21 protein-coding genes and 1 tRNA gene are annotated in these 23646 nt (G+C 73.1%); 8 read left to right on the top strand and 14 right to left on the bottom strand.

What is annotated here, in order from left to right:
• Positions 1-236 precede the first annotated feature (236 nt).
• The 4 genes from ACGFIR_RS04945 to ACGFIR_RS04930 form a co-directional block, all read right to left on the bottom strand.
• A complete protein-coding gene (locus tag ACGFIR_RS04945; protein ID WP_334605438.1) occupies positions 237-1217 on the bottom strand; it encodes a ribose-phosphate diphosphokinase in 981 nt (326 codons plus the stop codon).
• 55 nt (positions 1218-1272) lie between these two features.
• Positions 1273-2850, bottom strand: coding sequence for a bifunctional UDP-N-acetylglucosamine diphosphorylase/glucosamine-1-phosphate N-acetyltransferase GlmU (gene glmU, locus ACGFIR_RS04940; RefSeq protein WP_393143274.1), 1578 nt, complete (start codon positions 2848-2850; stop codon positions 1273-1275).
• A gap of 32 nt (positions 2851-2882) precedes the next feature.
• Positions 2883-2953, bottom strand: a tRNA-Gln gene (locus tag ACGFIR_RS04935).
• A gap of 45 nt (positions 2954-2998) precedes the next feature.
• Positions 2999-3754: a helix-turn-helix domain-containing protein gene (locus tag ACGFIR_RS04930; RefSeq protein ID WP_393143272.1), complete on the bottom strand. Its 756-nt coding sequence runs from the start codon at positions 3752-3754 to the stop codon at positions 2999-3001.
• Positions 3755-3888: 134 nt separating this feature from the next.
• Between ACGFIR_RS04930 and ACGFIR_RS04925 the strand changes: the two genes are divergently transcribed.
• Both ACGFIR_RS04925 and ACGFIR_RS04920 read left to right on the top strand, forming a co-directional pair.
• The gene (locus tag ACGFIR_RS04925) at positions 3889-4845 is read left to right on the top strand and encodes an acyl-CoA desaturase (protein WP_393001371.1); all 957 of its coding nucleotides are present in this window, start codon (positions 3889-3891) and stop codon (positions 4843-4845) included.
• Positions 4846-4940: 95 nt separating this feature from the next.
• On the top strand, positions 4941-5630 hold the full coding sequence (locus ACGFIR_RS04920; RefSeq protein WP_393000287.1) for a TetR family transcriptional regulator: 690 nt from the start codon (positions 4941-4943) through the stop codon (positions 5628-5630).
• Positions 5631-5639: 9 nt separating this feature from the next.
• Here the strand turns inward: ACGFIR_RS04920 and ACGFIR_RS04915 are convergent, their stop codons facing one another.
• The 6 genes from ACGFIR_RS04915 to ACGFIR_RS04890 all read right to left on the bottom strand — a co-directional run bounded on the left by ACGFIR_RS04915 (position 5640) and on the right by ACGFIR_RS04890 (position 11692).
• Positions 5640-6116, bottom strand: coding sequence for a DUF4383 domain-containing protein (locus ACGFIR_RS04915; protein WP_393000289.1), 477 nt, complete (start codon positions 6114-6116; stop codon positions 5640-5642).
• 224 nt (positions 6117-6340) lie between these two features.
• Positions 6341-6796, bottom strand: coding sequence for a DUF4383 domain-containing protein (locus ACGFIR_RS04910; RefSeq protein ID WP_393143270.1), 456 nt, complete (start codon positions 6794-6796; stop codon positions 6341-6343).
• Between the two features lie 113 nt (positions 6797-6909).
• The gene (locus ACGFIR_RS04905) at positions 6910-8715 is read right to left on the bottom strand and encodes an ABC-F family ATP-binding cassette domain-containing protein (RefSeq protein ID WP_393000293.1); all 1806 of its coding nucleotides are present in this window, start codon (positions 8713-8715) and stop codon (positions 6910-6912) included.
• Between the two features lie 172 nt (positions 8716-8887).
• The gene (locus tag ACGFIR_RS04900; protein ID WP_393000295.1) at positions 8888-9844 is read right to left on the bottom strand and encodes a 4-(cytidine 5'-diphospho)-2-C-methyl-D-erythritol kinase; all 957 of its coding nucleotides are present in this window, start codon (positions 9842-9844) and stop codon (positions 8888-8890) included.
• Positions 9845-9853: 9 nt separating this feature from the next.
• Positions 9854-10723, bottom strand: a complete 870-nt coding sequence (gene rsmA, locus ACGFIR_RS04895) for a 16S rRNA (adenine(1518)-N(6)/adenine(1519)-N(6))-dimethyltransferase RsmA (RefSeq protein ID WP_393000297.1) — start codon at positions 10721-10723, stop codon at positions 9854-9856.
• A 51-nt stretch (positions 10724-10774) separates the two neighbouring features.
• Positions 10775-11692 (bottom strand): TatD family hydrolase, encoded by a 918-nt coding sequence (locus tag ACGFIR_RS04890; RefSeq protein ID WP_393000299.1) that lies wholly within the window; start codon positions 11690-11692, stop codon positions 10775-10777.
• 411 nt (positions 11693-12103) lie between these two features.
• Here ACGFIR_RS04890 and ACGFIR_RS04885 point away from each other — a divergent pair, with 411 nt between their 5' ends.
• On the top strand, positions 12104-12955 hold the full coding sequence (locus ACGFIR_RS04885; RefSeq protein ID WP_393000301.1) for an alpha/beta fold hydrolase: 852 nt from the start codon (positions 12104-12106) through the stop codon (positions 12953-12955).
• A gap of 138 nt (positions 12956-13093) precedes the next feature.
• Here ACGFIR_RS04885 and metG read toward each other — a convergent pair whose 3' ends face one another.
• A complete protein-coding gene (gene metG / locus ACGFIR_RS04880; protein ID WP_393143268.1) occupies positions 13094-14896 on the bottom strand; it encodes a methionine--tRNA ligase in 1803 nt (600 codons plus the stop codon).
• A gap of 148 nt (positions 14897-15044) precedes the next feature.
• On the opposite strand from metG, the gene ACGFIR_RS04875 reads away from it, so the two are divergent.
• Positions 15045-16109, top strand: coding sequence for a hypothetical protein (locus ACGFIR_RS04875; protein WP_393143266.1), 1065 nt, complete (start codon positions 15045-15047; stop codon positions 16107-16109).
• A gap of 214 nt (positions 16110-16323) precedes the next feature.
• Here ACGFIR_RS04875 and rsmI read toward each other — a convergent pair whose 3' ends face one another.
• Entirely contained in the window at positions 16324-17190 is an 867-nt protein-coding gene (rsmI, locus tag ACGFIR_RS04870) for a 16S rRNA (cytidine(1402)-2'-O)-methyltransferase (protein ID WP_393000307.1), read from the bottom strand.
• Between the two features lie 66 nt (positions 17191-17256).
• On the opposite strand from rsmI, the gene ACGFIR_RS04865 reads away from it, so the two are divergent.
• A complete protein-coding gene (locus ACGFIR_RS04865) occupies positions 17257-18969 on the top strand; it encodes a dolichyl-phosphate-mannose--protein mannosyltransferase (protein ID WP_393143264.1) in 1713 nt (570 codons plus the stop codon).
• 443 nt (positions 18970-19412) lie between these two features.
• Positions 19413-20066, top strand: coding sequence for an HNH endonuclease family protein (locus ACGFIR_RS04860; RefSeq protein ID WP_393000311.1), 654 nt, complete (start codon positions 19413-19415; stop codon positions 20064-20066).
• A gap of 45 nt (positions 20067-20111) precedes the next feature.
• Here the strand turns inward: ACGFIR_RS04860 and ACGFIR_RS04855 are convergent, their stop codons facing one another.
• Entirely contained in the window at positions 20112-20381 is a 270-nt protein-coding gene (locus ACGFIR_RS04855) for a hypothetical protein (protein WP_393000313.1), read from the bottom strand.
• A gap of 165 nt (positions 20382-20546) precedes the next feature.
• Between ACGFIR_RS04855 and ACGFIR_RS04850 the strand changes: the two genes are divergently transcribed.
• Positions 20547-21203 (top strand): 4'-phosphopantetheinyl transferase, encoded by a 657-nt coding sequence (locus ACGFIR_RS04850; RefSeq protein WP_393000315.1) that lies wholly within the window; start codon positions 20547-20549, stop codon positions 21201-21203.
• A 463-nt stretch (positions 21204-21666) separates the two neighbouring features.
• Positions 21667-22488, top strand: a complete 822-nt coding sequence (locus ACGFIR_RS04845) for a hypothetical protein (RefSeq protein WP_393000317.1) — start codon at positions 21667-21669, stop codon at positions 22486-22488.
• Between the two features lie 84 nt (positions 22489-22572).
• On the opposite strand, the gene ACGFIR_RS04840 is transcribed toward ACGFIR_RS04845, so the two are convergent.
• Positions 22573-23262 carry a hypothetical protein gene (locus tag ACGFIR_RS04840; protein ID WP_393143263.1) on the bottom strand — a complete coding sequence of 230 codons (690 nt, stop codon included), beginning with the start codon at positions 23260-23262 and terminating at the stop codon, positions 22573-22575.
• Positions 23263-23646 lie beyond the last annotated feature (384 nt).

The following is a 23646-nucleotide window of genomic DNA, read 5'->3' as shown; positions in this document are numbered from 1 at the left end:
CTGATTCCGCGCGTTGCGGCAGTCCCCTTATCACCGTTCCCGCCGGCCCGCAGGGCGAACCGGACCCTCCCGGCCACACCCCTCCCACGGGCGCCGCACCACGCGCCGGAGGGCGGACGCCCGGTCGCGGGGCTGGTCTCCGCGCCGACGTCGGCCCACGCGGCGACACGGCTGACGCCCGGACCGCCGACGCCCGGACCGGGGGCGGTCACGCCGCCCGGCCCGGCGTCAGACGGTCAGCTCAGGCCACCGAAGAGGGTGGTCACCGAACCGTCGTCGAAGACCTCGCGGATCGCCCGCGCCAGCAGCGGCGCGATCGACAGTACGGTGATCTTGTCGAGCTGCTTCTCGGGCGGCAACGGCAGCGTGTTGGTCACCACGACCTCGCTGATCGGGCTGTTCTTCAACCGCTCGGTCGCCGGGTCGGAGAGCAGCGCGTGGGTCGACGCCACGATCACGTCGGCCGCGCCGGACTCCCGGAGGATGTCCGCCGCCTTGCAGATCGTCCCGCCCGTGTCGATCATGTCGTCGACGATGAGGCAGACCCGCCCCTCGACCTCGCCGACCACCCGGTTCGCCACCACCTGGTTCGGCTTCAGCGGGTCCCGCGTCTTGTGGATGAAGGCCAGCGGGCAGCCGCCCAACCGGTCCGTCCACCGCTCGGCCACCCGCACCCGGCCCGAGTCCGGCGCGACCACCGTCATCGGGCGGCCGTCGTACTTGTGCTGGACGTACTCGGCGAGGATGTCCATCGCGAAGAGGTGGTCGACGGGGCCGTCGAAGAAGCCCTGGATCTGGGCGGTGTGCAGGTCGACGGTGAGGATCCGGTTCGCCCCGGCCGTCTTCAGCAGGTCCGCCACCAGCCGGGCCGAGATCGGCTCCCGGCCGCGGTGCTTCTTGTCCTGCCGGGCGTACGGGTAGAACGGCAGGACCACCGTGATCCGCTTGGCCGAACCGCGCTTCAGCGCGTCGATCATGATGAGGGTCTCCATGACCCACGTGTTGACCCCGTGCGTGACGGACTGCACCACGAAGGCGTCCGAACCGCGTACCGAGTCCTTGAACCGTACGAAGATCTCACCGTTGGCGAACTCGTACGCGTCGGCCGGCGTCGGCGCGACGCCGAGCACCTCACCGATCTCCTTGGCCAACTCCGGAAAGCCACGTCCGGAAAAAAGCATCAGGCTCTTGCGGTTTTCGGCGACGATGCTGCCCATGGGCCCGTCTGCTCCCGTTGGTCGGTGGTACCCGGCGGTGGTGGTGGGCCGGGGACTATTCGGTTGCAGTATCCCCCGCCCCCGAGGCCGACCTGACCGGCTCGGCATCCCCGTGGATTGCCTCACCTTCACTTGCCCCGGACCCCGGCGCCGACGCACCCTCATCAGCCGTTCGAGCCCGCTCGGCCGCCTCCGCGGAGGCCGTACCGGCCCGCTTGCGGGCCACCCAGCCCTCGATGTTGCGCTGCGGCGCCCGGGTCACCCCCAGCGCTCCCGGCGGCACGTCCTGCGCGATCGCGCTGCCCGCCGCCACGTACGCCCCGGCACCCACCTCGACGGGGGCGATCAGGCTGGTGTCGCAACCGACGAACGCGGCCTCGCCGACCGTGGTGCGGTGCTTGTTCACCCCGTCGTAGTTCACGAAGATCGTCGCCGCGCCGATGTTCGCCTTCGCGCCGATCGTCGCGTCCCCCACGTACGACAGGTGCGGCACCTTCGCGCCCGCGCCCACCTCCGAGTTCTTCACCTCGACGAACGTGCCGACCTTGGCCTTCTCCGCCAGCCGGGCGTCCGGGCGCAGGTACGCGTACGGCCCGACGCTGGCGCCCGGGCCGACCTCCGCGCCCACCGCGTGGCTGCGCAGCACCGTGGCGCCCGGACCGACGACCGTGTCGATCAGCGTCACGTCCGGCCCGACCACCGCGCCCGTGCCGACCACCGTGCCGCCGCGCAGCTGGGTGTTCTGGTCGACCACGGCGTCCCGGTCCAGGGCGACCGTCACGTCGATCCAGGTGGTCTCCGGGTCGAGCAGGCTGACCCCGGTACGCATCCAGGCCTCGTTGACCCGGTCGCGCAGCAGCCGGCGCAGTGCGGCCAGCTCGACCCGGTCGTTGCAGCCCAGCGTCTCCACGTGGTCCGCCGCCACGTGCACCGCCACCGGCTCACCGGCCGAGCCCAGCAGGGCGAAGACGTCGGTCAGGTACTCCTCGCCCTGGTCGTTGTCGGTCGACAGCTTGCCCAGCGCGTCGCGCAGCCGGGCGGCGTCGAACGCGTAGATGCCGGCGTTGATCTCCCGGATCGCCCGCTGCGCGCTGGTGGCGTCGCGCTCCTCGACGATCTGTTCGAGCCGCCCGTCGGCGTCGCGCACGATACGGCCCAGGCCGGTCGGGTCGGGCACCTCGGCGGCGAGCACGGTCGCCGCCGCCCCCGCACCCTCGTGCGCCTCGACCAGCGCGGCCACCGTCTCGGGGCGCAGCAGCGGCACGTCGCCGTTGATGACGACCACGGTGCCGGTGGCGTCCGGCGCGGCGTCCAGCGCGATCCGGACGGCGTGCCCGGTGCCGAGCTGCTCGGCCTGGAGCACCGGGGTGGCCCCGGGGGCGATCTCCGCCAGGTGCGCGCGGACCTGGTCGGCACCGTGCCCCACCACGACCACCGTGCGGTCCGCCGCCAGGGGCGCGGCGGCGGCGAGCACGTGACCGACGAGGGTACGGCCGAGCAGCGGATGCAGCACCTTGGGCAGCGCCGACTTCATCCGCTTGCCCTCACCGGCGGCGAGCACGACAACGGTGCGGAGGTGGGGCTGGGACACGACACGGGCTCCCGTCGGGACGGCGAACAGTCTCGCGGCCATGCTAACCAGACATCGCCTGGGACGAGCGGAAGCTCCCGGGAGAGGACTCGAACCCCTACAATCAGGACCAAAACCTGACGTCCTGCCATTAGACGACCCGGGAAGGCCTAAAGCGGGCAAGAAGGACAGCCTCCCCGCCCTCTACACCTTAGCGCCCCTCGCCCGTGACGCCATCACTCATTCCCTTCATGATCCCTTCGACCTTCCAGTAGAGGCGGCTCGATCGCGGGACGTAGACCGTGAGGCAACCTCGATAGCCAGCACCGACGTTCTGCCGTTTCGTCGCCGGCCGGTGCCGCTTCAGCGAAGAACGCTGAAACTCCGCAGCCGGCACCCCGACCAGGTCGGCCCACCAACGAACAGCCTCTGCCTCATCCGCGCTCTCGTGAATGCTGACGCGGAACCGGAGGGCAGTTCGCGCGACCCCGAGCGCCTCGACGAACCGGAGGAACAGCAACACCAGCGCCGGATCACTGTTGACGAATTTCAACCGGCAGTCGTTCGGACGCCAAGGCTTCGCCTTGCTTCCCTCGCACCAGTAGATCGCCGCGCCCACCAGAACCAGCTCCCGGTAGCGCAGGCGTTTCACCCAGGCTGCGACCTTCGCCACCGTCTCCGCCCGAGCGGCATCACGAACCGCGCGATACTCACCCCACTGGGCGTCCGTCATCGCCTTGGAGTGCGCTCGCCGACGAGCCCGAGCCTCCTCGGAGTCAAGATCAATGGGCAGGTGCCGCACCCACTGATAGGCGGTAGAACGAGCGACACCGACCCGCTTCGCGATCTCAGGGACAGTGCAGCCTCGACGGCGCAGGCGAAGTGCCTCCTCATGCAGATGCGGCGTCGGTCCGCGGTAGCCACGGGCGGACAGTGGACGTGAATCCTCAGCCGGTGGATCGGCCATGAGCAGCACCTTAGAACAGGCGTACGACATCGCGGATATTCATCCCCGACGCTGTCCCGTGCGCCCTGTGGGCACCTAAGTTACGGTGACGTAGGCGTAACTTCGTGATCACTCCGTCCCTCTGCGAGGTGCCCATGTCCGCCACGTCCCTCGACCCTGCCGCCGGACCGAAGCCCCTCACCCAGGGCGCCCAGTCCCGGGGGATCCTCGTCGCCCTCTGGGCGTTCGTGGTGATCCCCTTCCTGGCCCTCGTCGCCGCCGTACCGGTCGCCTGGGGCGGCTGGCTGAGCTGGACCGACGTGGCCGTCGCCGCGCTCTGGTACGTCGTCTCCGGGCTGGGCATCACGGTCGGCTACCACCGGTACTTCACCCACGGGTCGTTCAAGGCGAAGCGCTGGCTGCGCATCGCGCTGGCGGTGTCCGGTTCGCTGGCGGTGCAGGGCGAGATCATCCAGTGGGTGGCGGACCACCGGCGCCACCACGCCTTCTCGGATCTGGACGGCGACCCGCACTCGCCGTGGCGGTACGGGGAGAGCGTCCGCGGCCTGGCCAAGGGCCTGTTCCACGCGCACGTGGGCTGGCTCTTCGGCCGCGAGCTGTCCAACCGGCGGCGGTTCGCCCCGGACCTGCTCGCCGACCGGGACATCACCCGGGTGGACCGCCTCTTCCCGTTGCTGGTCGTGGTCTCGGTGCTCGGTCCCGCGCTGATGGGCGGCCTGCTCACCTGGTCGTGGCAGGGGGCGCTGTCCGCGTTCTTCTGGGCCGGGCTGGTGCGCATCGCGCTGCTGCACCACGTGACCTGGTCCATCAACTCGGTCTGCCACGTCTACGGGGAGCGGCCGTTCGCGCTGCGCCAGGGCGACCGGGCGTCGAACTTCTGGCCGCTGGCGGTCCTGTCGTTCGGCGAGAGCTGGCACAACCTGCACCACGCCGACCCGACCAGTGCCCGGCACGGCGTCCTGCGCGGTCAGGTGGACATCTCGGCCCGGGTGATCTGGCTGTTCGAGAAGGCCGGCGCCGCCTGGGACGTGCGCTGGCCGAAGCCCGAGCGCATCACGGCCAAGCTCGTCGAACCGGCCGCCGAGCGGTAACGCGGGCGGTGGGCGCGCGGATCGCCTGGCAGTATGGGGCCACGTGCACCATCGGACGACAGGGCGTCACCGAGCGCCGGCGGAGTGACGAGAACATGGCGGATGTCCCTGGCAGCGACGGCACGACCGGCCGGCGGCGGGCGGTTCCCGCCGCGGCCCCCAAGCCCTCCTCACGCGTACGCATGTCGGCCGGCCAGCGCCGTGAGCAGCTGATCTCGATCGCCCGGCAGATCTTCGCCGAGCGCGGCTTCGACGCCACGTCCATCGAGGAGGTGGCGTCCCGCGCGAAGGTCTCCAAGCCGGTGGTCTACGAGCACTTCGGCGGCAAGGAGGGGCTCTACGCGGTGGTGGTGGACCGGGAGGTCCGCGCCCTGCTGGACCGGATCACCACGGCCCTGACGGCCGGCCATCCGCGCGAGTTGCTGGAGCAGGCGGCGCTGGCCCTGCTGACGTACATCGAGGAGGAGACCAGCGGCTTCCGGGTGCTGGTACGGGACTCGCCGGTGTTGTCGGCGGCGGGCAACTTCAGCAGCGTGATGAACGACGTGGCGCACCAGGTGGAGCACATCCTGGGTGCGGAGTTCAAGAGCCGGGGCTACGACCCGAAGCTGGCCGAGCTCTATTCGCAGGCGCTGGTGGGGATGGTGGCGCTGACCGGCCGCTGGTGGCTGGAGGTGCGCAAGCCGCGCAAGGAGACGGTGGCCGCGCACCTGGTCAACCTGGCCTGGAGTGGGCTGTCGCACCTGGAGGCGAAGCCGGGCCTGATCACGGCGCGGGGGCGCTGAGCCCGGTCGTCAGCGGCCGTGCGCCTCGGAGATCGGGTGGTGCCGGCGCCGGCGCTCCTCCTCGGCGTGCTCGTCGGTGCCGACCTTGTCGTACAGGCCGGTGCCGAGCAGGAGCAGGCCGAAGAGCATCGAGACGACGACCGTGGACATCGAGAAGTTGAGGAAGTTGGCGTCGGTCTGGAGCACGGCCATCATGAGGATGCTGGTGACCAGGAAGACGATCCCGGCGGAGAGGTTCATGTAGTGGCCGAGGTTGCCGCGCCGTGACGCCCCGACGATGAGCACGATCCCGAAGACGACGGAGGCCAGCGAGAAGGCCAGGTTGGTGCGGAGTCCGAGGGCCCAGGCGTCGCCCCGGTCGAAGAGCGGGTCGCCCGCCGTCAGGACGACGCCCCAGACCCCGAAGACCAGGATGTAGAGCCCCACCAGGCCGGCGAGGACCCGGTAGACCGGCCGCGCCGGATGGTTCACGGGAAAGTGCGGCATGACCCCTCCACCAGTCAGGACATTCGCCCCGATTGTCCCCTGGAAGAGGTCGCCCGTCCGCCGAACGCCCGACGACAGGCACAACTACGAAGGTCCCGCCCCACCGGGCAGCAACGGCCGGGCGGAGCGGGACCACGACAGGTTTTCGCCGGAGCCCGACCTGCGCAGGGATCAAGCCTGACCGCCCGGAGCGGGTCGGGCTCCGGCGAAAACCCCACAACCACTCAGAGCACGAGCCGGGCCTTCTGCCAGGCCTCCTGCTCCTCGTCCGTGCCGACCTTGCCGTACATGCCGACCATCAGCAGGACCAGGCTGAGCACCATCAGCACGATGACGGTGAAGATGCTGAAGTTGAAGATGTTGGCCTCGGTCTGGATGAACGCGAGACCGGCGAGGCTGATCACCATCATGGCGTACGCCACCCACTGGTTGATCATGACGTCGATGTTGCGGCCGATCGCGGCGCCGGCCAGCACCGCGACCCCCAGCAGGGCGCTGAGCAGCGAGAAGCCGAGGTTCGTGCCCTGGCCGAGGACCTGGGTGTCATCCTGGGCGAGGACCTCGTTGCCGGCGCTCGCGACGATGCCGAGCACGCCGAAGGCCACCAGGTACAGACCGGTCAGCCCGCCGATCGCCCGGTAGACCGGCCGCGCGGGGTGGTTGACGGGGGTGTGGGCCATGTCTGAGTCTCCAACGCCGTTCGGGTGAGGGGTCGGGGACGATTGTCCCGCACGCCGAGGTGTGACGCCGCACACGGGGGCCTCCCGGTGCGACGCCGCGACCGCGACGTGACTCAGATCGCCGGAATCTCGTCGGCCAGGGCCAGCCAGGACTCCTCGGTGCGCTCCCGTTCGGCACGCAGTTCCTTGAGCTGGGCGTCGAGTTCGGCGACCTTGGCGTAGTCGGTGGCGTGCGCGGCGAGCTGATCGAGCAGCGTCGCTTCCTTCTGTTCCAGCTTGGCGACCTGCCGTTCCAGCCGGGCCAGTTCCTTGCGGGCCTGCCGCGCCTCGGCGGCGGACATGCCGGCCGCGGCGGGGGCGGCGGCACCGCCCGCGGGGGCAGCCTCCGGCACCGTCGGCTCGGGCCGACCGGCGGCCCGGGCGAGGTACTCGTCGACGCCGCCGGGCAGGTGCACCAGCCGGCCGTCGCCGAACATCCCGTACGCGACGTCGGTGACCCGCTCGATCAGGTACCGGTCGTGGCTGGCCACGATGACGGTGCCGGGCCAGGAGTCGAGCAGGTCCTCCAGCGCGGCGAGGGTGTCGGTGTCCAGGTCGTTGGTGGGCTCGTCGAACAGGAGCACGTTCGGCTCGCCCGCGAGCAGCCGGAGCATCTGCAAGCGGCGGCGTTCGCCACCCGAGAGGTCGCTGACCGGCGTCCAGAGGCGCCGGTCGTCGAAGCCGAAGACCTCGGCGAGCTGGGCGGCGGAGACCTCCCGGTCGCCGAGCTGCACCCGCCGGGCGACCTCCTCGACCGCTTCGAGCACGCGCAGGTGGCCGGGCAGCTCGGCCAACTCCTGGGAGAGGAAGGCCGGCCGGACGGTCGAGCCGGTGGCGAAGCGCCCGCCGTCGGGGCGGGTGACACCGGCCAGCATCCGCAGCAGGGTGGTCTTGCCGGCCCCGTTGCGCCCGAGGATGGCGATCCGGTCGCCGGGGCCGACCTGCCAGGTGACGTCGCGCAGGATCTCCTTCGGGCCGGCGTGCAGGGTGACCTCGGCGAGGTCGTACACCTGCTTGCCGAGCCGGGCGGTGGCGAGCCGTTGCAGCGACATGGTGTCGCGCGGCGGCGGGACGTCGGCGATGAGGGCGTTGGCGGCCTCGATGCGGAACCGCGGCTTGGAGGTGCGGGCGGGCGGGCCCCGCCGCAGCCAGGCGATCTCCTTGCGGAGCAGGTTCTGCCGGCGGGCCTCGGTGGCCGCCGCGACCCGCTCCCGCTCGGCGCGGGCGAGGGTCCACGCGGCGAAGCCGCCCTCGTACGCCCGGACGGTCTGGTCCGCGACCTCCCACGTGGTGGTGCAGACGGCGTCGAGGAACCACCGGTCGTGGGTGACCACGACCAGCGCGCCCTTGCGGCCGACGAGGTACTTCGCGAGCCAGTCGACACCGCCGACGTCGAGGTGGTTGGTGGGCTCGTCGAGGATGAGCAGGTCGGACTCGCGGACCAGCAACGCGGCCAGCGCCACCCGCCGGCGCTCGCCGCCGGACATCGGGCCGACGGGCTGGTCGAGGCCGAGGTGGGGCATGCCGAGGCCGTCGAGGATGGCCCGGACACCGGCGTCGCCGGCCCACTCGTGCTCGGCGCCCATGCTCTCGCCGAGCCAGGCGGTGCCGAGCACCACGTCCCGGACGGTGGCCTCGGGGGCGAGCTGGAGCGTCTGCGGGAGCCAGGCGACCCGCAGGTCGCGGCGGTGGGTGACCCGCCCGTCGTCCGGCTCCTCGATGCGGGTGAGCAGCCGCAGCAGGGTGGACTTGCCGGCGCCGTTGAGGCCGACCACGCCGATCCGGTCGGCGTCGTCGAGGCCGAGCGAGACGTCGGTGAGCAGCGGCCCGGCGGCGCCATAGCCCTTGGACACCCGGTCCAGGTTGACGATGTTGGCCACGACCTCACCTCCCACGGTCAAGGCGTCCCGGTGCCGGTCGGCACCTGGGACGCCTGAGCCTCCCAGCGTACGCGGACCGTCCCGCCGGCCGCCGGGCGCGGGCTCCCGCCTGTTCGCGCCGACCGCGCCGGCGGAGCCGGGTCGGGGCCGGACGTGCGGGTGATCGGGCAGGTCAGGTGATCCGCGCGCCGGGGACCGGACCGTGGGCCGTACGCGCCTCGCGGCACACGTCGGCGGTGGTCAGCTCCGCGGCGATCCGCGCGGCGTCGGCGGCGTCGGCGGCGAGGAAGACGCAGGTCGGTCCCGAACCGGAGACGATGCCGGCCAGCGCGCCGGCCGCCTCGCCGGCCTTCAGCGTCTCCGCCAGCGACGGGCGCATGGCCAGGGCGGCGTCCTGGAGGTCGTTGCCGAGCGCCGCGGCGAGGACCCGGGGGTCGCGTTGGCGCAGCGCGGCGAAGAGCGCGTCGGTGCTGCCCAGCGGCTCGCCGGCGGCGCCGGCCGCGCGCAGCCGGTCCAGTTCCCGGTAGGCGACCGGGGTGGAGAGGCCGCTGTCGGCCACGGCGACCACCCAGTGCCAGGTGGTGGGGCGGGCCAGCACGGGGCTGACCGTCTCGCCCCGGCCGGTGCCGAGCGCGGTGCCGCCGTGGATCAGGAACGGCACGTCGGAGCCGAGGTCGGCGGCGATCCGGGCCAGTTCGTCCCGGGACAGCCCGGTCCCCCAGAGCGTGTCGCAGGCGACCAGCGCCGCGGCCGCGTCGGCGCTGCCTCCGGCCAGCCCACCGGCCAGCGGGATCTGCTTGCGCAGGTGCAGCCGGGCGTGCGGCGGCACCCCCGCGTAGCCGGCGAGGGCGCGGGCCGCCCGGATGGCCAGGTTGGTGTCGTCCAGGGCCAGTACGCCGGCGCCCTCGCCCTCCATGGTCAGGGTGAGCGTGTCGCCCCGGCGGGCGGTCAGCTCGTCGTGGATGGAGATGGCGTGGTAGACGGTGTTCAGCTCGTGGTAGCCGTCGGGGCGCAGCGGTCCCACCCCGAGGTGCAGGTTGACCTTGGCGGGCACCCGTACCCGCACCGGTCCGCTGGCTCCGCGCCGCCGCTGCTCGTCCTCGTCGTCCGGTCCCCAGGCCTCGGTCACGGCGTCAGCCTACTGGGCGGCGGATGGGGCGGCCGGGGCCGACGCGGCGATGGCGGCGAACTGCTCGACGGTGAGCGACTCGCCGCGCGCGCCGGGGTCGACACCGGCGGCGGTGAGCGCGTCGGCCGCCCGGTCCGCGCCGCCGGCCCAGCCGGCCAGCGCGGCGCGCAGGGTCTTGCGGCGCTGCGCGAAGGCCGCGTCCACCACGGCGAAGACCCGTTCCCGGGGTACGTCGACGCGGGGCGGCTCGCGGCGGGTGAAGGCGACCAGCCCCGAGTCGACGTTCGGCACCGGCCAGAAGACGTTCGGCGGGACCTTCCCGGCGGCGCGGGACGAGGCGTACCAGGCGAGCTTGACCGACGGCACGCCGTACACCTTGGAGCCGGGGCCGGCGACGAGCCGGTCGGCGACCTCCTTCTGCACCATCACCAGCCCGTGTCGCAGGCTGGGCAGTTCGGCGAGCAGGTGCAGCACCACCGGCACGGCCACGTTGTAGGGCAGGTTCGCCACCAGCGCGGTCGGCGCCGGGTCGGCCAGTTCGGCGGCGCGGACGCGCAGCGCGTCGGCGTGGTGCACGGTCAGCCGCGCGGCGTCGGCCCCGGCGTGCCGGGCGGCGGTGTCCGGCAGCGCGCCGGCCAGCGCCGGGTCCAGCTCCACGGCGTGTACGTGCGCGGCGGCGGGCAGCAGGGCGAGGGTGAGCGAGCCGAGCCCGGGGCCGACCTCCAGCGCCACGTCGTCCGGGGTGAGCCCGGCGGCGGTGACGATGCGCCGGACGGTGTTCGGGTCGTGCACGAAGTTCTGGCCGAGCCTCTTGGTGGGGGTGACGCCCAGCCGGGCGGCCAGTTCCCGGATCTCCGCCGGGCCGAGGAGACCGGTCACGCCCCGTAGCCTATGCGGGCCTGCGTGGGTGGGCGGAAGGGACCCTGCCTGTCACCACGGGCCGAAGACGCGGTCGCCGGTGGCGGAGATGGTGGCGCACAGCTCGTCCAGGTCCGTGCCGGTCGTCTCCGCCAGCGACCGTACGGTCAGCGGGATCAGGTACGAGGCGTTCGGTCGGCCCCGGTGCGGCATCGGCGTCAGGTAGGGCGCGTCGGTCTCCACCAGGATCTGCTCGACCGGGGTCAGCACGGCGGCCTCGCGCAGGGCGGCCGCGCTGCCGAAGGTCACCGTGCCGGCGAAGCTGAGCAGGTAGCCCCGGCGGACGCACTCGCGGGCGAAGTCGGCGTCGCCGGAGAAGCAGTGCAGCACCACGGTCTCCGGCGCGCCCTCGTCGTCGAGGATCCGCAGCACGTCGGCGTGCGCGTCCCGGTCGTGGACGACCAGTGCCTTGCCGTACCGCTTGGCGATGGCGATGTGCGCGCGGAAGCTCTCCTCCTGGACGGCGCGGCCCTCCTCGCCGGTGCGGAAGAAGTCCATCCCGGTCTCGCCGATGCCGCGTACCCGGTCCCGGGCGGCGAGCGCCTCGATCCCGCGCAGCGCCTCGTCCAGGTCGGGCAGGCGGGGCGCCTCGTTCGGGTGCAGCGCCACGGTGGCCAGCACGGCCGGGTGTTCGTCGGCCACGTCGGCGCCCCAGCGGGAGGAGGCGACGTCCACCCCGACCTGCACCAGCCGGTCGACGCCCACCGAGGCGGCGACGGCCACGGCCACGGCGACCGGATCCCTGTCGGCCGGATCACCGTCCGCCGGCGACCACGGGGGTACGCCGGCCTCGCTGACGGTGATGTCGAGGTGCGTGTGGCTGTCCAGCACGGGGCGGGGCAGCGGCTCGGGCACGGGCGGGAACTCCCCGGCCCGGCGGGCGGCGCGCTGCTTGCGGGTTTCGGTGGGCTCGCTCATCGCGGCCAGCATCACACACCGCCGGTGGCCCGTGTTCCGGGGACGCCACCGGCCGTTCACCGCAACGGCACGTCTCGCGCCCAGCGTCGTCGGCGTGACCGTCACCCCGCGGAGCAGCGCACACGGCCCGCGCGTGACGTACGGGGGCGTGGTGTACCCGGCGGAGGAGATCGCCCGGGGCGCGGCGTACGAGCTGTTCAGTGCCGAGCGGGCACCCGGTTTCGAGTGGGTGACCCGGCCCGGGGCCACGCGAGTACGAGGCGGTGGCCGAGACGGTGGCGCCCGCGGCCGAGGTCACCGGCGACCGGGTGGTGGACCTGCCGTACGCGCTCTGAACAGGTTCGGCACGCTCCCACGGCGGCATAACACCGGTAGGGGCGGGAACGCGCGGTCGTCCGGACGTCACGTGGCGAGGAGACGCGCATGCCTTTCATCACCGTGGGGATGGAGAACTCCGCCCCCGTCGACCTGTACTACGAGGATCACGGCGCCGGCCAGCCGATCGTGCTGATCCACGGCTTCCCGTTCGACGGGTCGACCTGGGAGAAGCAGGTCGGGCCGCTGCTGGCCGCCGGATACCGGACGATCACGTACGACCGGCGGGGTTTCGGCAATTCCGCCCGGCCGGCGTCCGGATACGAGTACGACACCTTCGCCGCGGACCTCGACGTGCTGATGACCGAGCTGGACCTGCGCGACGCCATCCTGGTCGGCCACTCGATGGGCACCGGCGAGGTGACCCGCTACCTGGGCGTGTACGGCTCGCAGCGGGTGGACCGGGCGGTGCTGCTGGCCCCGCTCGCGCCGTACCTGCTGAAGGCCTCGGACGACCCGGAGGGCGTCGAGAAGAGTGTCTTCCAGGGCTTCCAGCAGGCCATCATCGACGACCGGTTCGCCTATCTCACCACCTTCTGCGAGGCGTTCTTCAACTACCAGGAGAACAAGGGCAGGCTGGTCAGCGAGGAGGCGTTCCGGGCGCACTGGGAGATCGGCACGCGCGCCTCGGCGAAGGGCACCCACGACAGCGTGGACGCGTGGCAGACCGACTTCCGGGGCGACGTGTCCCGCATCGACGTGCCGGTGCTGATCGTGCAGGGCGACGCCGACGCGGTGCTGCCGTACCCGGCGACCGGTCAGCGGTTGCAGCCGATGCTGCCCGGCAGCCAGCTGGTCACCCTGAAGGGCGCGCCGCACGGCATCCCGTGGACGAACCCGGCCGAGGTGAACCGCAGCATCATGGACTTCATCGGCGCGCCGGCGATGGCCCGGGCCTGACACGCCACCGGCGCCCGGTCCGCCCGGCGCTGCCAGCCGCCTCCGCCCGGGCGGGCGCGGCGACGACGGGCGTACGACGGCGACGGGCGCGGCCCCCCATACGGAGGTCGCGCCCGTCGGCACCCCAGGGGCGGGCCGTCAGCCGGCGAGGCGGGCCAGTTCCTCGTCGACGATCGACGGGTCGAGCTTGCGGAAGACCGGCTTGGGCGCGGCCAGCGGCCGGCCGGCCTCCAGCGGTACGGACGCCCAGCGCGCGCCGACCGAGTAGTCGCCGGTCAACACCGGGTACGCGGGCCCGCCGTCGAGGTCCTCGACCTCCTCGATGACGGGCATCGGGGCGTGTACGCCGGTGCCGCCGAGCAGCTCGTGCACCTGCTGCGCGGAGTGCGGCAGGAACGGGGTGAGCAGCGTGTTGGCGTCGCTGACCACCTGGAGGGCGACGTGCAGGATGGTGCCCATCCGAGGCTTGTCGTCCTCGCCCTTGAGCTTCCACGGCGCCTGCTCGGAGAGGTACCGGTTGGCCTCGGCGACGACCCGCATCGCCTCGCCGATGGCCTGCTTCTGCCGGTGCCGGGCGATGAGGTCGCCGACGGTGGCGAAGCCGACGCGGGCGACGGCGAGCAACGCCTCGTCGGCCTCGGTGAGGCCGGCCGGGTCGACGGGCGGGATCGCGCCGAAGTTCTTCGCCGCCATCGAGATCGACCGGTTGACCAGGTTGCCCCAGCCGGCGACCAGCTCGTCGTTGTTGCGGCGGAGGAACTCGGCCCAGGTGAAGTCGGTGTCGTTGCTCTCCGGGCCGGCGGCGGCGATGAAGTAGCGCAGCGCGTCGGCGTCGTAGCGCTCCAGGAAGTCGCGGACGTAGATGACGACCCGGCGGGAGGAGGAGAACTTCTTCCCCTCCATGGTCAGGTACTCGCTGGAGACCACCTCGGTGGGCAGGTTGAGCCGGCCCAGCCGGCCCGGCTCGCCGTCGCGGCTGCCCTCGCCCGAGTAGCCGGAGAGCAGCGCCGGCCAGATCACCGAGTGGAAGACGATGTTGTCCTTGCCCATGAAGTAGTAGGCGCGGGCGTCCTTCCCCTCCCCGTCGGCGGACCACCACCTGCGCCAGGCGTCGGGGTCGCCGGAGCGGCGGGCCCACTCGATGGAGGCGGACAGGTAGCCGATCACCGCGTCGAACCAGACGTAGATGCGCTTGTCGGGGCGGTCCCGCCAGCCGTCGAGCGGGATCGGCACGCCCCATTCCAGGTCGCGGGTGATGGCCCGGGGCTGGAGGTCGTCGAGCAGGTTCTTCGAGAAGCGCAGCACGTTGGGCCGCCAGCCCTCGCGGGTGTCGAGCCACTGCCGCAGCACGTCGGCCAGGGCCGGCAGGTCGAGGAAGAAGTGCTCGGTCTCGACGAACTTCGGGGTCTCCCCGTTGATCCGCGACTTCGGGTCGATCAGGTCGATCGGGTCGAGCTGGTTGCCGCAGTTGTCGCACTGGTCACCGCGGGCGCTGTCGTAGCCGCAGATCGGGCAGGTGCCCTCGATGTAGCGGTCGGGCAGCGTCCGGCCGGTGGACGGGGAGATCGCCCCCATCGTGGTCTTCGGGACGATGTAGCCGTTGCGGTACATCCCCTCGAACAGTTCCTGCACGACCGCGTAGTGGTTGCGGGTGGTGGTGCGGGTGAACAGGTCGTAGGAGAGCCCGAGGCCGTGCAGGTCCTCCACGATCACCCGGTTGTAGCGGTCGGCCAGCTCGCGCGGGGTGACCCCGTCGGCGTCCGCCTGCACCTGGATCGGGGTGCCGTGCTCGTCGGTGCCCGAGACCATGAGCACGTCGTGCCCGGCCATCCGCATGTACCGGCTGAAGACGTCGGAGGGAACGCCGAAACCGGAGACGTGGCCGATGTGGCGCGGGCCGTTGGCGTACGGCCACGCGACCGCCGCGAGAACGTGACTCATGACCAGCAAGCCTAGTGACCCGCTCGCGGTGACCGCGAATCAATAGGGTCCCGCGTCGGCGGTCCGGCCGCACCGGGTCCGCTTTTTGCCCGATTTGTCGGCGACACGCGGCCTGAGCTGCGGGCCGACGTCCGGGTGGCGGGGTGCAATGAGCGTCGTGACTGGCAGACGAGCGGCCCGGGATCGTGACGATCGTCCCTCCGGCCCGACGGACGGGGGCGCGGCGAGGGGGCAGCGCGGCACGGTCGCGCCGCACCCCCGGGTGGTGGCGCCCACTGGGCCGCCGGAGCCGCCGCCCGAGTTCTCCGCCGAGGCTGCGGCGCCGCCGTCCCCCGCGCCCGCCGTCGAGGTGGAGCCCACGACCGGGGCGCCGGTGGACGCCCTGCCCCGCCGGGCGCCCGTCCGGCAGCTGAACCGCTGGCCCCGCCGGGGCCGTGCCCCGGCCGGCGTCGAACCCGACGAGAACGACGGCGGGCGTACGCCGACGGGCGGGGACGACGGGCGCGGGGCGGCCGGCGTTCGTGTGGCTGACGGCGGGTACGGGGGTGGACCACCCGACGGCGGGGACGGGGCTGGTCCCGACGGCGGCGACGGCGCGTACTGGCCGCCGATCGAGTTGGTGCACTGGGACGGCACGCCGATCCGGGAGGAGCCGCCGCACGAGCGGCAGCGGTCGGCGCGGGACGCTGCGGCACGGCGACGGCTGCGGCGCACCCCGCGTCCGCCCGATCCGCTGCCCGGGCTGGCCGTGCTGCTGGCGCTGAGCCTGGTGGCCGCGTTCTTCGCCTGGGTCAGCGCCGGCCCGTTCTGGCTGGCGGTGGGGCACGCCACCGGGGGCACGGTGGTGATCGCCGACTGCACCGGGGGCGGGCTCACCCAGCGCTGCCGGGGCAACTTCGCGCCGGCCGACGAGACGTGGACCGCGTACGGCGTGCGGGTGAGCGGGGTGGCCGCGGAGCGCACCGCGACCGGCACGACGCTGCCGGCCCGGATGACCGGCCCGCAGGGCGGCACCGCGTACGCGGACACCGGCCCGGCCGCGCACCTGCGCTGGCTGCTCGGCCTGCTGGCGGTGCTGGGCTGCGCCGCCGGGATCGCCCGGTGGACGGGGTCGACCCGGTTCGCCGATCCCCGCCTCCGCCGCTGGGCGGTGGCCGGCGCGCTGGCCAGCCCGCTGGTGATCACCGCGGGTTTCCTCGTCGCCGCCTGGTGAGCCGCCCCGTCGGGGCGCCGACCGCCCCTGCGCCTCGCCACGCGGCCGGGCGCGAGGCTTCCCAGCCCGGACCGCCACGGGGCGCCGACGCCCCAGAGCGGCTGCCCGGCCGACAGCAACGGGGCGAGCCCGCGTGGCCAGGAGTGCACGACGGAAACGGGGCGGGGCCCGGGTGGTCAGGAGTGCACGACGGAAACGGGACGGGACCGGGTGGTCAGGCGTGCACGACGGAGTAGACGTCGCGGCGGCGCAGGGCGTACTCCGAGGCGACCTCGGTGATGGCGTCGCGGCGGGACAGTCCGGCGGCCTCCCGGGCGGCGACGGCGGCCCGCAGCGTGTCGTCGTCGGGCCGCTCGGGGGCCGCCTCGGGCGCACCGGCCACGACGAGGGTGATCTCGCCGCGCGGCTCCCCCTCGGCCGCCCAGTCGGCCAGCTCGCCGAGGGGGCGGCGGACGATCTCCTCGTACGTCTTGGTCAGCTCGCGGCAGAGCGCGGCGGGCCGGTCGGCGCCGAACGCGGCGGCCAGGTCGGCCAGTGCGGCGGCGATCCGGTGCGGAGCCTCGAAGAAGACCAGCGTCCGCTCCTCGGCGGCGAGGGCCCGCAGGCGCGATCGGCGGGCACCGCCGGTGCGCGGCAGGAAGCCCTCGAAGCAGAACCGGTCGCAGGGCAGGCCGGAGAGCGCCAGGGCGGTGGTGACCGCGCTCGGTCCGGGCGCGGCGGTGACCGGCACGCCGGCGTCCAGGGCGGCCCGGACCAGCCGGTAGCCCGGGTCGGAGACGCTCGGCATGCCGCCGTCGGTGACCAGGGCGACCAGGTAGCCGGCGGCCAGCACGTCGACCAGCTCGGGGGTGCGCCGTTCCTCGTTGCCCTCGAAGTAGGAGACGATCCGGCCGCCCACGGTGACGTCGAGGTCCCGGGCCAGCCGGGTGAGCCGGCGGGTGTCCTCGGCGGCCACCACGTCGGCGGCGGCGAGCACCTCGCGGAAGCGGGCGGAGGCGTCGGCGGGGTTGCCGAGCGGAGCGCCGAGCAGGACCAGGCGTCCGCTGTCGGACATTTCACCCACGAGATGCAACTCCTTCATCGACGGAGGTACCGGTTTCGGAGACGACGGACGCCGCCGGGCACCTTCGCAGCCTACGATCGCCGGGTGACGAGTGCGTCGACAGCACAGAGCGCGGGCCAGGCGGGACCGGATCCCACGGACGGGAGCCCACCCCAGGGGTCGTCCCCGACCTCCGGCGGCGGGGTTCCGGGTGTCGTCCGGCGCCGGCTGGCCACGGTCGAGGCCGGGCTGGACGGGCGTTCCTGGCTCGCCACCGGCGTGATCGTCGCGATCGCGGCGATCCTGCGCTTCGTCGGCCTGAGCCACCCGCCCGGCAAGATCTTCGACGAGACCTACTACGCCCGCGAGGGCTGGGCGCTGGTCGAAAAGGGCGTCGAGTGGAACTTCAAGGACAACGGCCCGTCCTACGTGGTCCACCCGCCGTTGGGCAAGTGGCTGATCGGGTTCGGCGAGTGGGCCTTCGGCTACTCCGACGCCGAGCACGGCATCTCCGCGCCGGGGCACCTGATGACCACCGCGCCGGAGTTCGGCTGGCGGTTCTCTGCGGCGGTCGTGGGCACCCTGTCGGTGCTGCTGCTGGTCCGCATCGGCCGGCGGATGTTCCACTCGACCGTGCTCGGCTGCGCGGCCGGCCTGCTGCTCGCGCTGGACGGCTTCCACCTGGTGCTGTCCCGCACCGCCCTGCTCGACATCTTCCTGCTGTTCTTCGTGCTGGCCGCGTTCGGCGCTCTGGTGCTCGACCGGGACGCCCGGCGGCGCCGCTGGGCCCGGGCGCTGGAGGCCGGCCTGGATCCGGGCCGGCCGGGGCGGGCCGGGCGGCCGGCGGGCGGCTGGCGGAACTGGCCCTGGTGGCGGCTCGCCGCCGGGGTCCTGTTCGGTTGCGCCTGCGCGGTCAAGTGGAGCGCGCTCTATTTCCTGCCCGTCTTCGCGCTGCTGGTGATCCTCTGGGAGGTCGGCCTACGCCGCTCCGTCGGCGTACGCCGGCCGTGGCGGGACACCCTCCTCGACGAGGTGCCGTGGCTGGTGCTGGCCGGGGTGCTGATGGTGCTCACCTACGTCGGCACCTGGTCCGGCTGGCTGCTCAGCGACGACGGCTACTACCGGCTCGCGGAGCGCTACCCGAACGCGCCGCTGAGCGACACCCCGGTCTTCGGCGCGCTCAACAACCTGATCGAGTACCACAAGGCCGCGTACGGCTTCCACACGGGCCTCGACGAGCCGCACAAGTACCAGTCGTGGCCGTGGCAGTGGCTGCTGTTGGGCCGGCCGGTGGCCTTCCACTGGTCCCCGGACGGGCCCTGCGGGGCGGCGAGCTGCGCCTCCGAGGTCCTGCTGCTCGGCACCCCCCTGCTCTGGTGGTCGTTCCTGCCCGCCCTGGCGGCGCTGGCCTGGCTGGGCCTGGCCCGGCGGGACTGGCGGGCGGGGACGATCCTGCTCGTCGTGGCGGCCGGCCTGCTGCCCTGGTTCTGGTTCGCCCTCGACGGCCGGACGATGTTCTCCTTCTACACGGCGCCGGCCCTGCCGTTCCTGGTGCTGGCGGTGACCTACGTGCTCGGCGCGATCGTCACGCCGGCCGGCCCACCGGGAACTGTCGCCGCGCGGGCGGGCGACACCGGGCCTCCCGCCGTGGAAGCGGTCGAGGCCCGGGACCGCAGGCTCGTCGGCGGGGTGATCGCCGGGGCGTACGTCCTGCTGGTGGCGCTCTGCTTCGCGTACTTCTATCCGATCTTCGTCGGGAAGGTGCTGCCGTACGCGGAGTGGTCGGCGCGGATGTGGCTGGACGGCCGCTGGATCTGACGCGCGGCACGGCACCCGTCACGCGCGGCGGGTGCACGGGAAACGGGCCCGCACGCGGTGGCGTGCGGGCCCGTTCGACGTAGAAGCGCGCCCCGATCGCCTGCCACGGGGGAAGCGGGCGATTGGGGCGCGCATCAAGAGCTTAACCACCCCGTACCACCGACACAACGGGTCGACTTAGGTCAGATTTCCGACCTACGCGACACCGAACGGATGGTTTACATCCGACACTTAACGGTCCGTCATCTCGCGCAAACGGTACGGATCGACCGCCGACCGAACCCCGAGTTCGACACATGTTGCTGCTGGCGCGATTCCCACGACCCACGAATTCCCGTAACGTATCGATCGATTTGGTTCTCCAGCCATCTCGGGTCCGGTCCCTCGGCACCCGGGTCGGTTGCACTGTCGGCCAACCCCCGATCGATCGGACGGAGTTCGCGATGTCCCGTACCCTCCGCTGGACCGGCGGCCTGCTGGCCGCCGTCACCGCCGCCACCCTCGGCCTGTCCGCCCCCGCCCACGCGGCGACCGTCTCGGTGCCGTTGCGCACCCTCATCGCCGACCTGCCGGTGGCCACGGAGAACCGCACCGGCTACTCCCGCACCCTGTTCCCGCACTGGATCGACGCGGACTCCGACGGCTGCAACACCCGGTACGAGGTGCTGATCGCCGAGGCCACCACCCGGCCCACGGTGGGTTCCGGCTGCAAGCTCACCGGCGGGCGCTGGCGCTCCTACTACGACGCGGCCACCTGGACCGACCCGTCCGACCTGGACATCGACCACATGGTGCCGCTGGCCGAGGCGTGGGACTCGGGCGCCCGGAACTGGACCACGTCGCGGCGGCAGGCCTTCGCCAACGACCTCGGCGACGTCCGGTCGCTGGTCGCGGTGACCGACAACGTCAACCAGTCCAAGGGCGACCAGGACCCGACCACCTGGCTGCCGACCTACGAGAAGTGCCGCTACGTCGGCGAGTGGGCGGCGGTGAAGACCCGGTGGCGGTTGACCGTCGACAGCGCCGAGAAGAGCGCGTTGACCAGCCAGGCGAGTTCCTGCACGAACATCACGATCACGGTGACGCACGCCTACTGACCGCCGGCGCCCGGGGACGACGGAGGTGTCGCCCCCGGGCGCGGGTCAGGGAATCCGGGGGCTCCGGGGCAGCCAGCCGATGAACCGGCCCTGGAGGGAGGTGCCGGACGGCGCCGGCAGGTCCTGCGCGGCGGCCGCGAGGCAGGAGCCCAGGTAGACGCTGAGCATGGCCCGGTCGACCCGGTACTCCTCCAGCAGCCGGGACCGCTTCACCGCGCACGGCCAGTCGGCGCCGCAGGTGTCGCAGGTCCAGTCGGGAGCCAGCGGAGCATGCTCGCCCGTCCCCGTTGCGGAGGAATCCGCAGCACCGGTCATCGCACTCCCTCTCCGGTTTCACGTGGGCCCGCCCCGGGCGGGTCGTCCTCGACAGTGGATCGCCGCGGCACGGCGACGCACTGTCAGCGCCGCAGGACGCTCCGGCGTTACGCGGTGCGGTACCTTCACCAACCATGCGTGGGTCGTACCTGTCGGGAGGCGGCGATGCGTGACCTGCTGCCGCCGGCCGTCGCGGTGGCCGTGGCCGAGGCGCCGGACTGGTCAGGCGGGCTGCTGCCGGCCGAGCGGGCCTGCCTGGGCGAGCGCGCGGTGGAGAGCCGCCGCCGCGACTTCACCGCCGGGCGGGTCTGCGCCCGCCGGGCACTGGCCGCCCTCGGCGTGCCCCCGGTCGCGGTGCCCTCGGCGGCGAACCGGGCGCCGGTCTGGCCGGCCGGCGTGGTCGGCGCCATCACCCACACCAACGGTTACTGCGCGGCAGTCGCGGCCCGCGCCGACGAGATCCGCTCGGTCGGCATCGACGCCGAGGGGCACCGCGAGCTCAACGCGGGCGTACGCCGGATGATCTGCCTGCCCGAGGAGGAGGAGCGGTGCGCCCACCTGCCGGCGGGGATCTCCTGGCCGGCGGTGGTGTTCAGCGTCAAGGAGACGGTCTACAAGGTGTGGCACCCGATCGTCGGCACGTGGCTGGACTTCCACGACGCCCTGGTGGAGCTGGACCCGGACGCCGGCACGTTCCGCGCCCGCATCGCGTCGGCGCGGCGCGACGCCGCCCCCGTGACCGATCCGCCCGAGCTGGTCACCGGCCGGTTCAGTGTCGACGACGCCCTGGTACGCACCGCCGCCGTGCTGCTGCCCGGTTGACCCGGGGCACCGGATCCGAACAGGGGAGAGCGGCGGCGCTGTCGGAGACGCGAAGATGGTCCGTCGTCCGCGCACGGTAGCGTCAGCCGCGTTGCCCCCTCGTCAGCTGCCTAGGAGTACGGTGAGTCACCCCCCGCCCCCTTACGGGCCCCAGGATCCGCACCAACCGACCCCGGAGCAGCCGCCGGCCCAGACGCCGCAGTTCCCCGCCGGACAGGGTGGCCATCCTCCGCAGCCGCCGACCTCCGGCGCCGGGCAGACCACAGGGGACCCGTGGGCCCCGCTCCCGCCCGTGCCGCCGCAGGCGCCGGCCAACGACCCGTGGGCAGCCCCGCAGCCGCCGACCAACGACCCGTGGGCAGCTCCACAGCCGCCGGTCTCCGGCGCCCCGCAGCCGCCGGTGTCGGGCGCACCCGGAGAGCCGTGGGCACAGCCGCCCGTCTCCGGAGGGCCGGTGCCCCCGGTGTCCGGGACGTCGCAGCCGCCGGTCTCGGGTGCGCCGGGCGTGCCGTGGCCCGCCCCGCACCAGCCGATCTCGGGCACCCCGTACCCGCCGGTGTCCGGTACGCCCGGCTACCCGCCCGGGCCCGGCTACCCGCCCGGCGCAGCCGGCTATCCGCCCGGTGGTCCCGGCTACCAGCCCGGCGCGCCCGGCTTCGCGCCCGCCGGCCCCGGCTACCCGCCGGGTCCGGCCGCCCCGTCGCAGAAGAAGACCGCCCTGATCATCGTGGCCGTGGTGGCCGTGCTGGCCCTGCTCTGCTGCGTCGGCGGCGCCGTCGCGCTCTTCGCCAGCGCCGACAAGGCGGCGGACGACCTGCGGAAGGCCCTGCCCACGCCGGGAGTCACCGACCTGGCGCCGGACGGCCCCCCGCCGGCCGGCAACGGCGAGACCTCCAACCTGCGGCCCGGCGCGACCCTGGTGGTCTCCGACGACGAGGGGACCATGGAGATCACGGTCACCCGGTTCACCACGGAGACCAAGGGCTGCCGGACGTACGCCCCGGACCCGGACAAGGGCATGTACCTGATCGCCCACGTGACCGCGACGGTGACCAAGGGCACCAGCTCCATCAACCCGTTCTACTTCGAGTGGGTGGCCGACAACGGCACCCGGGTGAACGGCCTGGCGAGCGCGCTCTCCGGCTGCGGCGACATGCTGCGCTCCGGCAACGACCTGCCCGTGGGCAGCAAGCGGGAGGGCACGGTGGTGGTCAACGTGGCCGACAAGAACGGCCGGCTGGAGTACCGGCACAAGTTCCGGACCGCGGGCTCCTGGAAGCCGTGATCCGTACGCGGTGACGCGGGAGGCCGGTCCCCGAGGGCCGGCCTCCCGCGTCGTTTCCGGCGCTCACCCCGCCGGCCCCGCTCGTCAGTGCCCCCGCTCGAGCAGGTCCGCGACCGTCATCAGCGGGTTCACCAGCGACGGCACCAGGGCGGGATCGTTCAGCCGGCCGGGCCGGTAGGTGAGCAGCTCCGCGCCCCGCACGCTCCAGGCCGGCACAGTGCCCGCCAGGTGCGCGGCGATCAGGGACGGCCCGAGGAGCGCCTGCTGCCCCGGCGCCGCCGCGCCCACCCGCCACTGCCGGTCGAACTCCTCGTGCTCGGTGGCGTAGGTGTCGCTGCCGAACAGCGCGCGGCCCAGCTTCGAGATCGCGTGGCGCGGTCCGACCGCGACCTCCGGGAACTCCCGCCGCAACCACACCGAGCAGACGACGTACGTGTGGGTGTGCGAGGTGGTCGTCGGGTTGCCGTCCGAGCCGGTCGAGCTGTGCGTCTCGGTGTACGCGTACTCGGCCACGCAGACGGGCCGGCCGTGCGTCGTCCCGGTCAACGCGAACCGCACGCCCCGGCGGTTGCGGCCCGGCACCCGGTCGGTCCAGGTGATCCGGGGCCGCTCGACGTACGTCCAGCCGTACTGGCCGGCCCACTGCCGCCAGCGTTCCCGCCGCTCCCGCTCCCGCCGGCTGGCCGTGACGACCAGCGCGACGAGGCCCGTCACGAGGAGGACGGCGACGGCCCCGCAGCCGGCCATCCAGAACGCGTTCGTCATCGGCTCCACGGGCGGCAGCGTAGTGACCGGCCGCACCCGCGCCGGCCCCGTGTGAGCCGGATCGTCCGCCGCTGGCCTCGTGACAGGTCGTCACCGCAGGGTGGATCTGACCAAAGTGAACAAGCCAATCGATAACCACATACCGACCAGTCGACCGCGAACCGTGACGCCAGCGCCCAGGAGCCGTCCGACACCGGGTGCCGGCACGCCGAAATCACCGAGGATCACCCTGAGCGTCGGGCCAAAGGGTTGATCAAACGGCTCAGGCGATGCAAAGATCCTGGTCAAGCCAGGTCGTCGACGTGGCTGTCGCATCCCCCGCCTCAGTTCCGCTCACGCTCCGCACGGCCCTCGACGCGATCCGTCGAGGCCTGGATCGCCGTGGGCGGACAC

It is taken from the genome of Micromonospora sp. NPDC049051, from assembly GCF_043197575.1.
Lineage (GTDB): Bacteria > Actinomycetota > Actinomycetes > Mycobacteriales > Micromonosporaceae > Micromonospora.
This window is presented reverse-complemented; position numbering and strand designations above follow the sequence as displayed.

Coding starts and splice junctions, on each gene's coding strand:
- rsmI (WP_393000307.1), bottom strand. CDS start 17,190: ATGAAGGAGTTGCATCTCGTGGGTGAAATGTCCGACAGCGGACGCCTG.
- ACGFIR_RS04930 (WP_393143272.1), bottom strand. CDS start 3,754: ATGGCCGATCCACCGGCTGAGGATTCACGTCCACTGTCCGCCCGTGGC.
- ACGFIR_RS04860 (WP_393000311.1), top strand. CDS start 19,413: ATGTCCCGTACCCTCCGCTGGACCGGCGGCCTGCTGGCCGCCGTCACC.
- ACGFIR_RS04925 (WP_393001371.1), top strand. CDS start 3,889: ATGTCCGCCACGTCCCTCGACCCTGCCGCCGGACCGAAGCCCCTCACC.
- ACGFIR_RS04875 (WP_393143266.1), top strand. CDS start 15,045: ATGAGCGTCGTGACTGGCAGACGAGCGGCCCGGGATCGTGACGATCGT.
- metG (WP_393143268.1), bottom strand. CDS start 14,896: ATGAGTCACGTTCTCGCGGCGGTCGCGTGGCCGTACGCCAACGGCCCG.
- glmU (WP_393143274.1), bottom strand. CDS start 2,850: ATGGCCGCGAGACTGTTCGCCGTCCCGACGGGAGCCCGTGTCGTGTCC.
- ACGFIR_RS04850 (WP_393000315.1), top strand. CDS start 20,547: ATGCGTGACCTGCTGCCGCCGGCCGTCGCGGTGGCCGTGGCCGAGGCG.
- ACGFIR_RS04920 (WP_393000287.1), top strand. CDS start 4,941: ATGGCGGATGTCCCTGGCAGCGACGGCACGACCGGCCGGCGGCGGGCG.
- ACGFIR_RS04945 (WP_334605438.1), bottom strand. CDS start 1,217: ATGGGCAGCATCGTCGCCGAAAACCGCAAGAGCCTGATGCTTTTTTCC.
- ACGFIR_RS04915 (WP_393000289.1), bottom strand. CDS start 6,116: ATGCCGCACTTTCCCGTGAACCATCCGGCGCGGCCGGTCTACCGGGTC.
- ACGFIR_RS04885 (WP_393000301.1), top strand. CDS start 12,104: ATGCCTTTCATCACCGTGGGGATGGAGAACTCCGCCCCCGTCGACCTG.
- ACGFIR_RS04890 (WP_393000299.1), bottom strand. CDS start 11,692: ATGCTGGCCGCGATGAGCGAGCCCACCGAAACCCGCAAGCAGCGCGCC.
- ACGFIR_RS04855 (WP_393000313.1), bottom strand. CDS start 20,381: ATGACCGGTGCTGCGGATTCCTCCGCAACGGGGACGGGCGAGCATGCT.
- ACGFIR_RS04910 (WP_393143270.1), bottom strand. CDS start 6,796: ATGGCCCACACCCCCGTCAACCACCCCGCGCGGCCGGTCTACCGGGCG.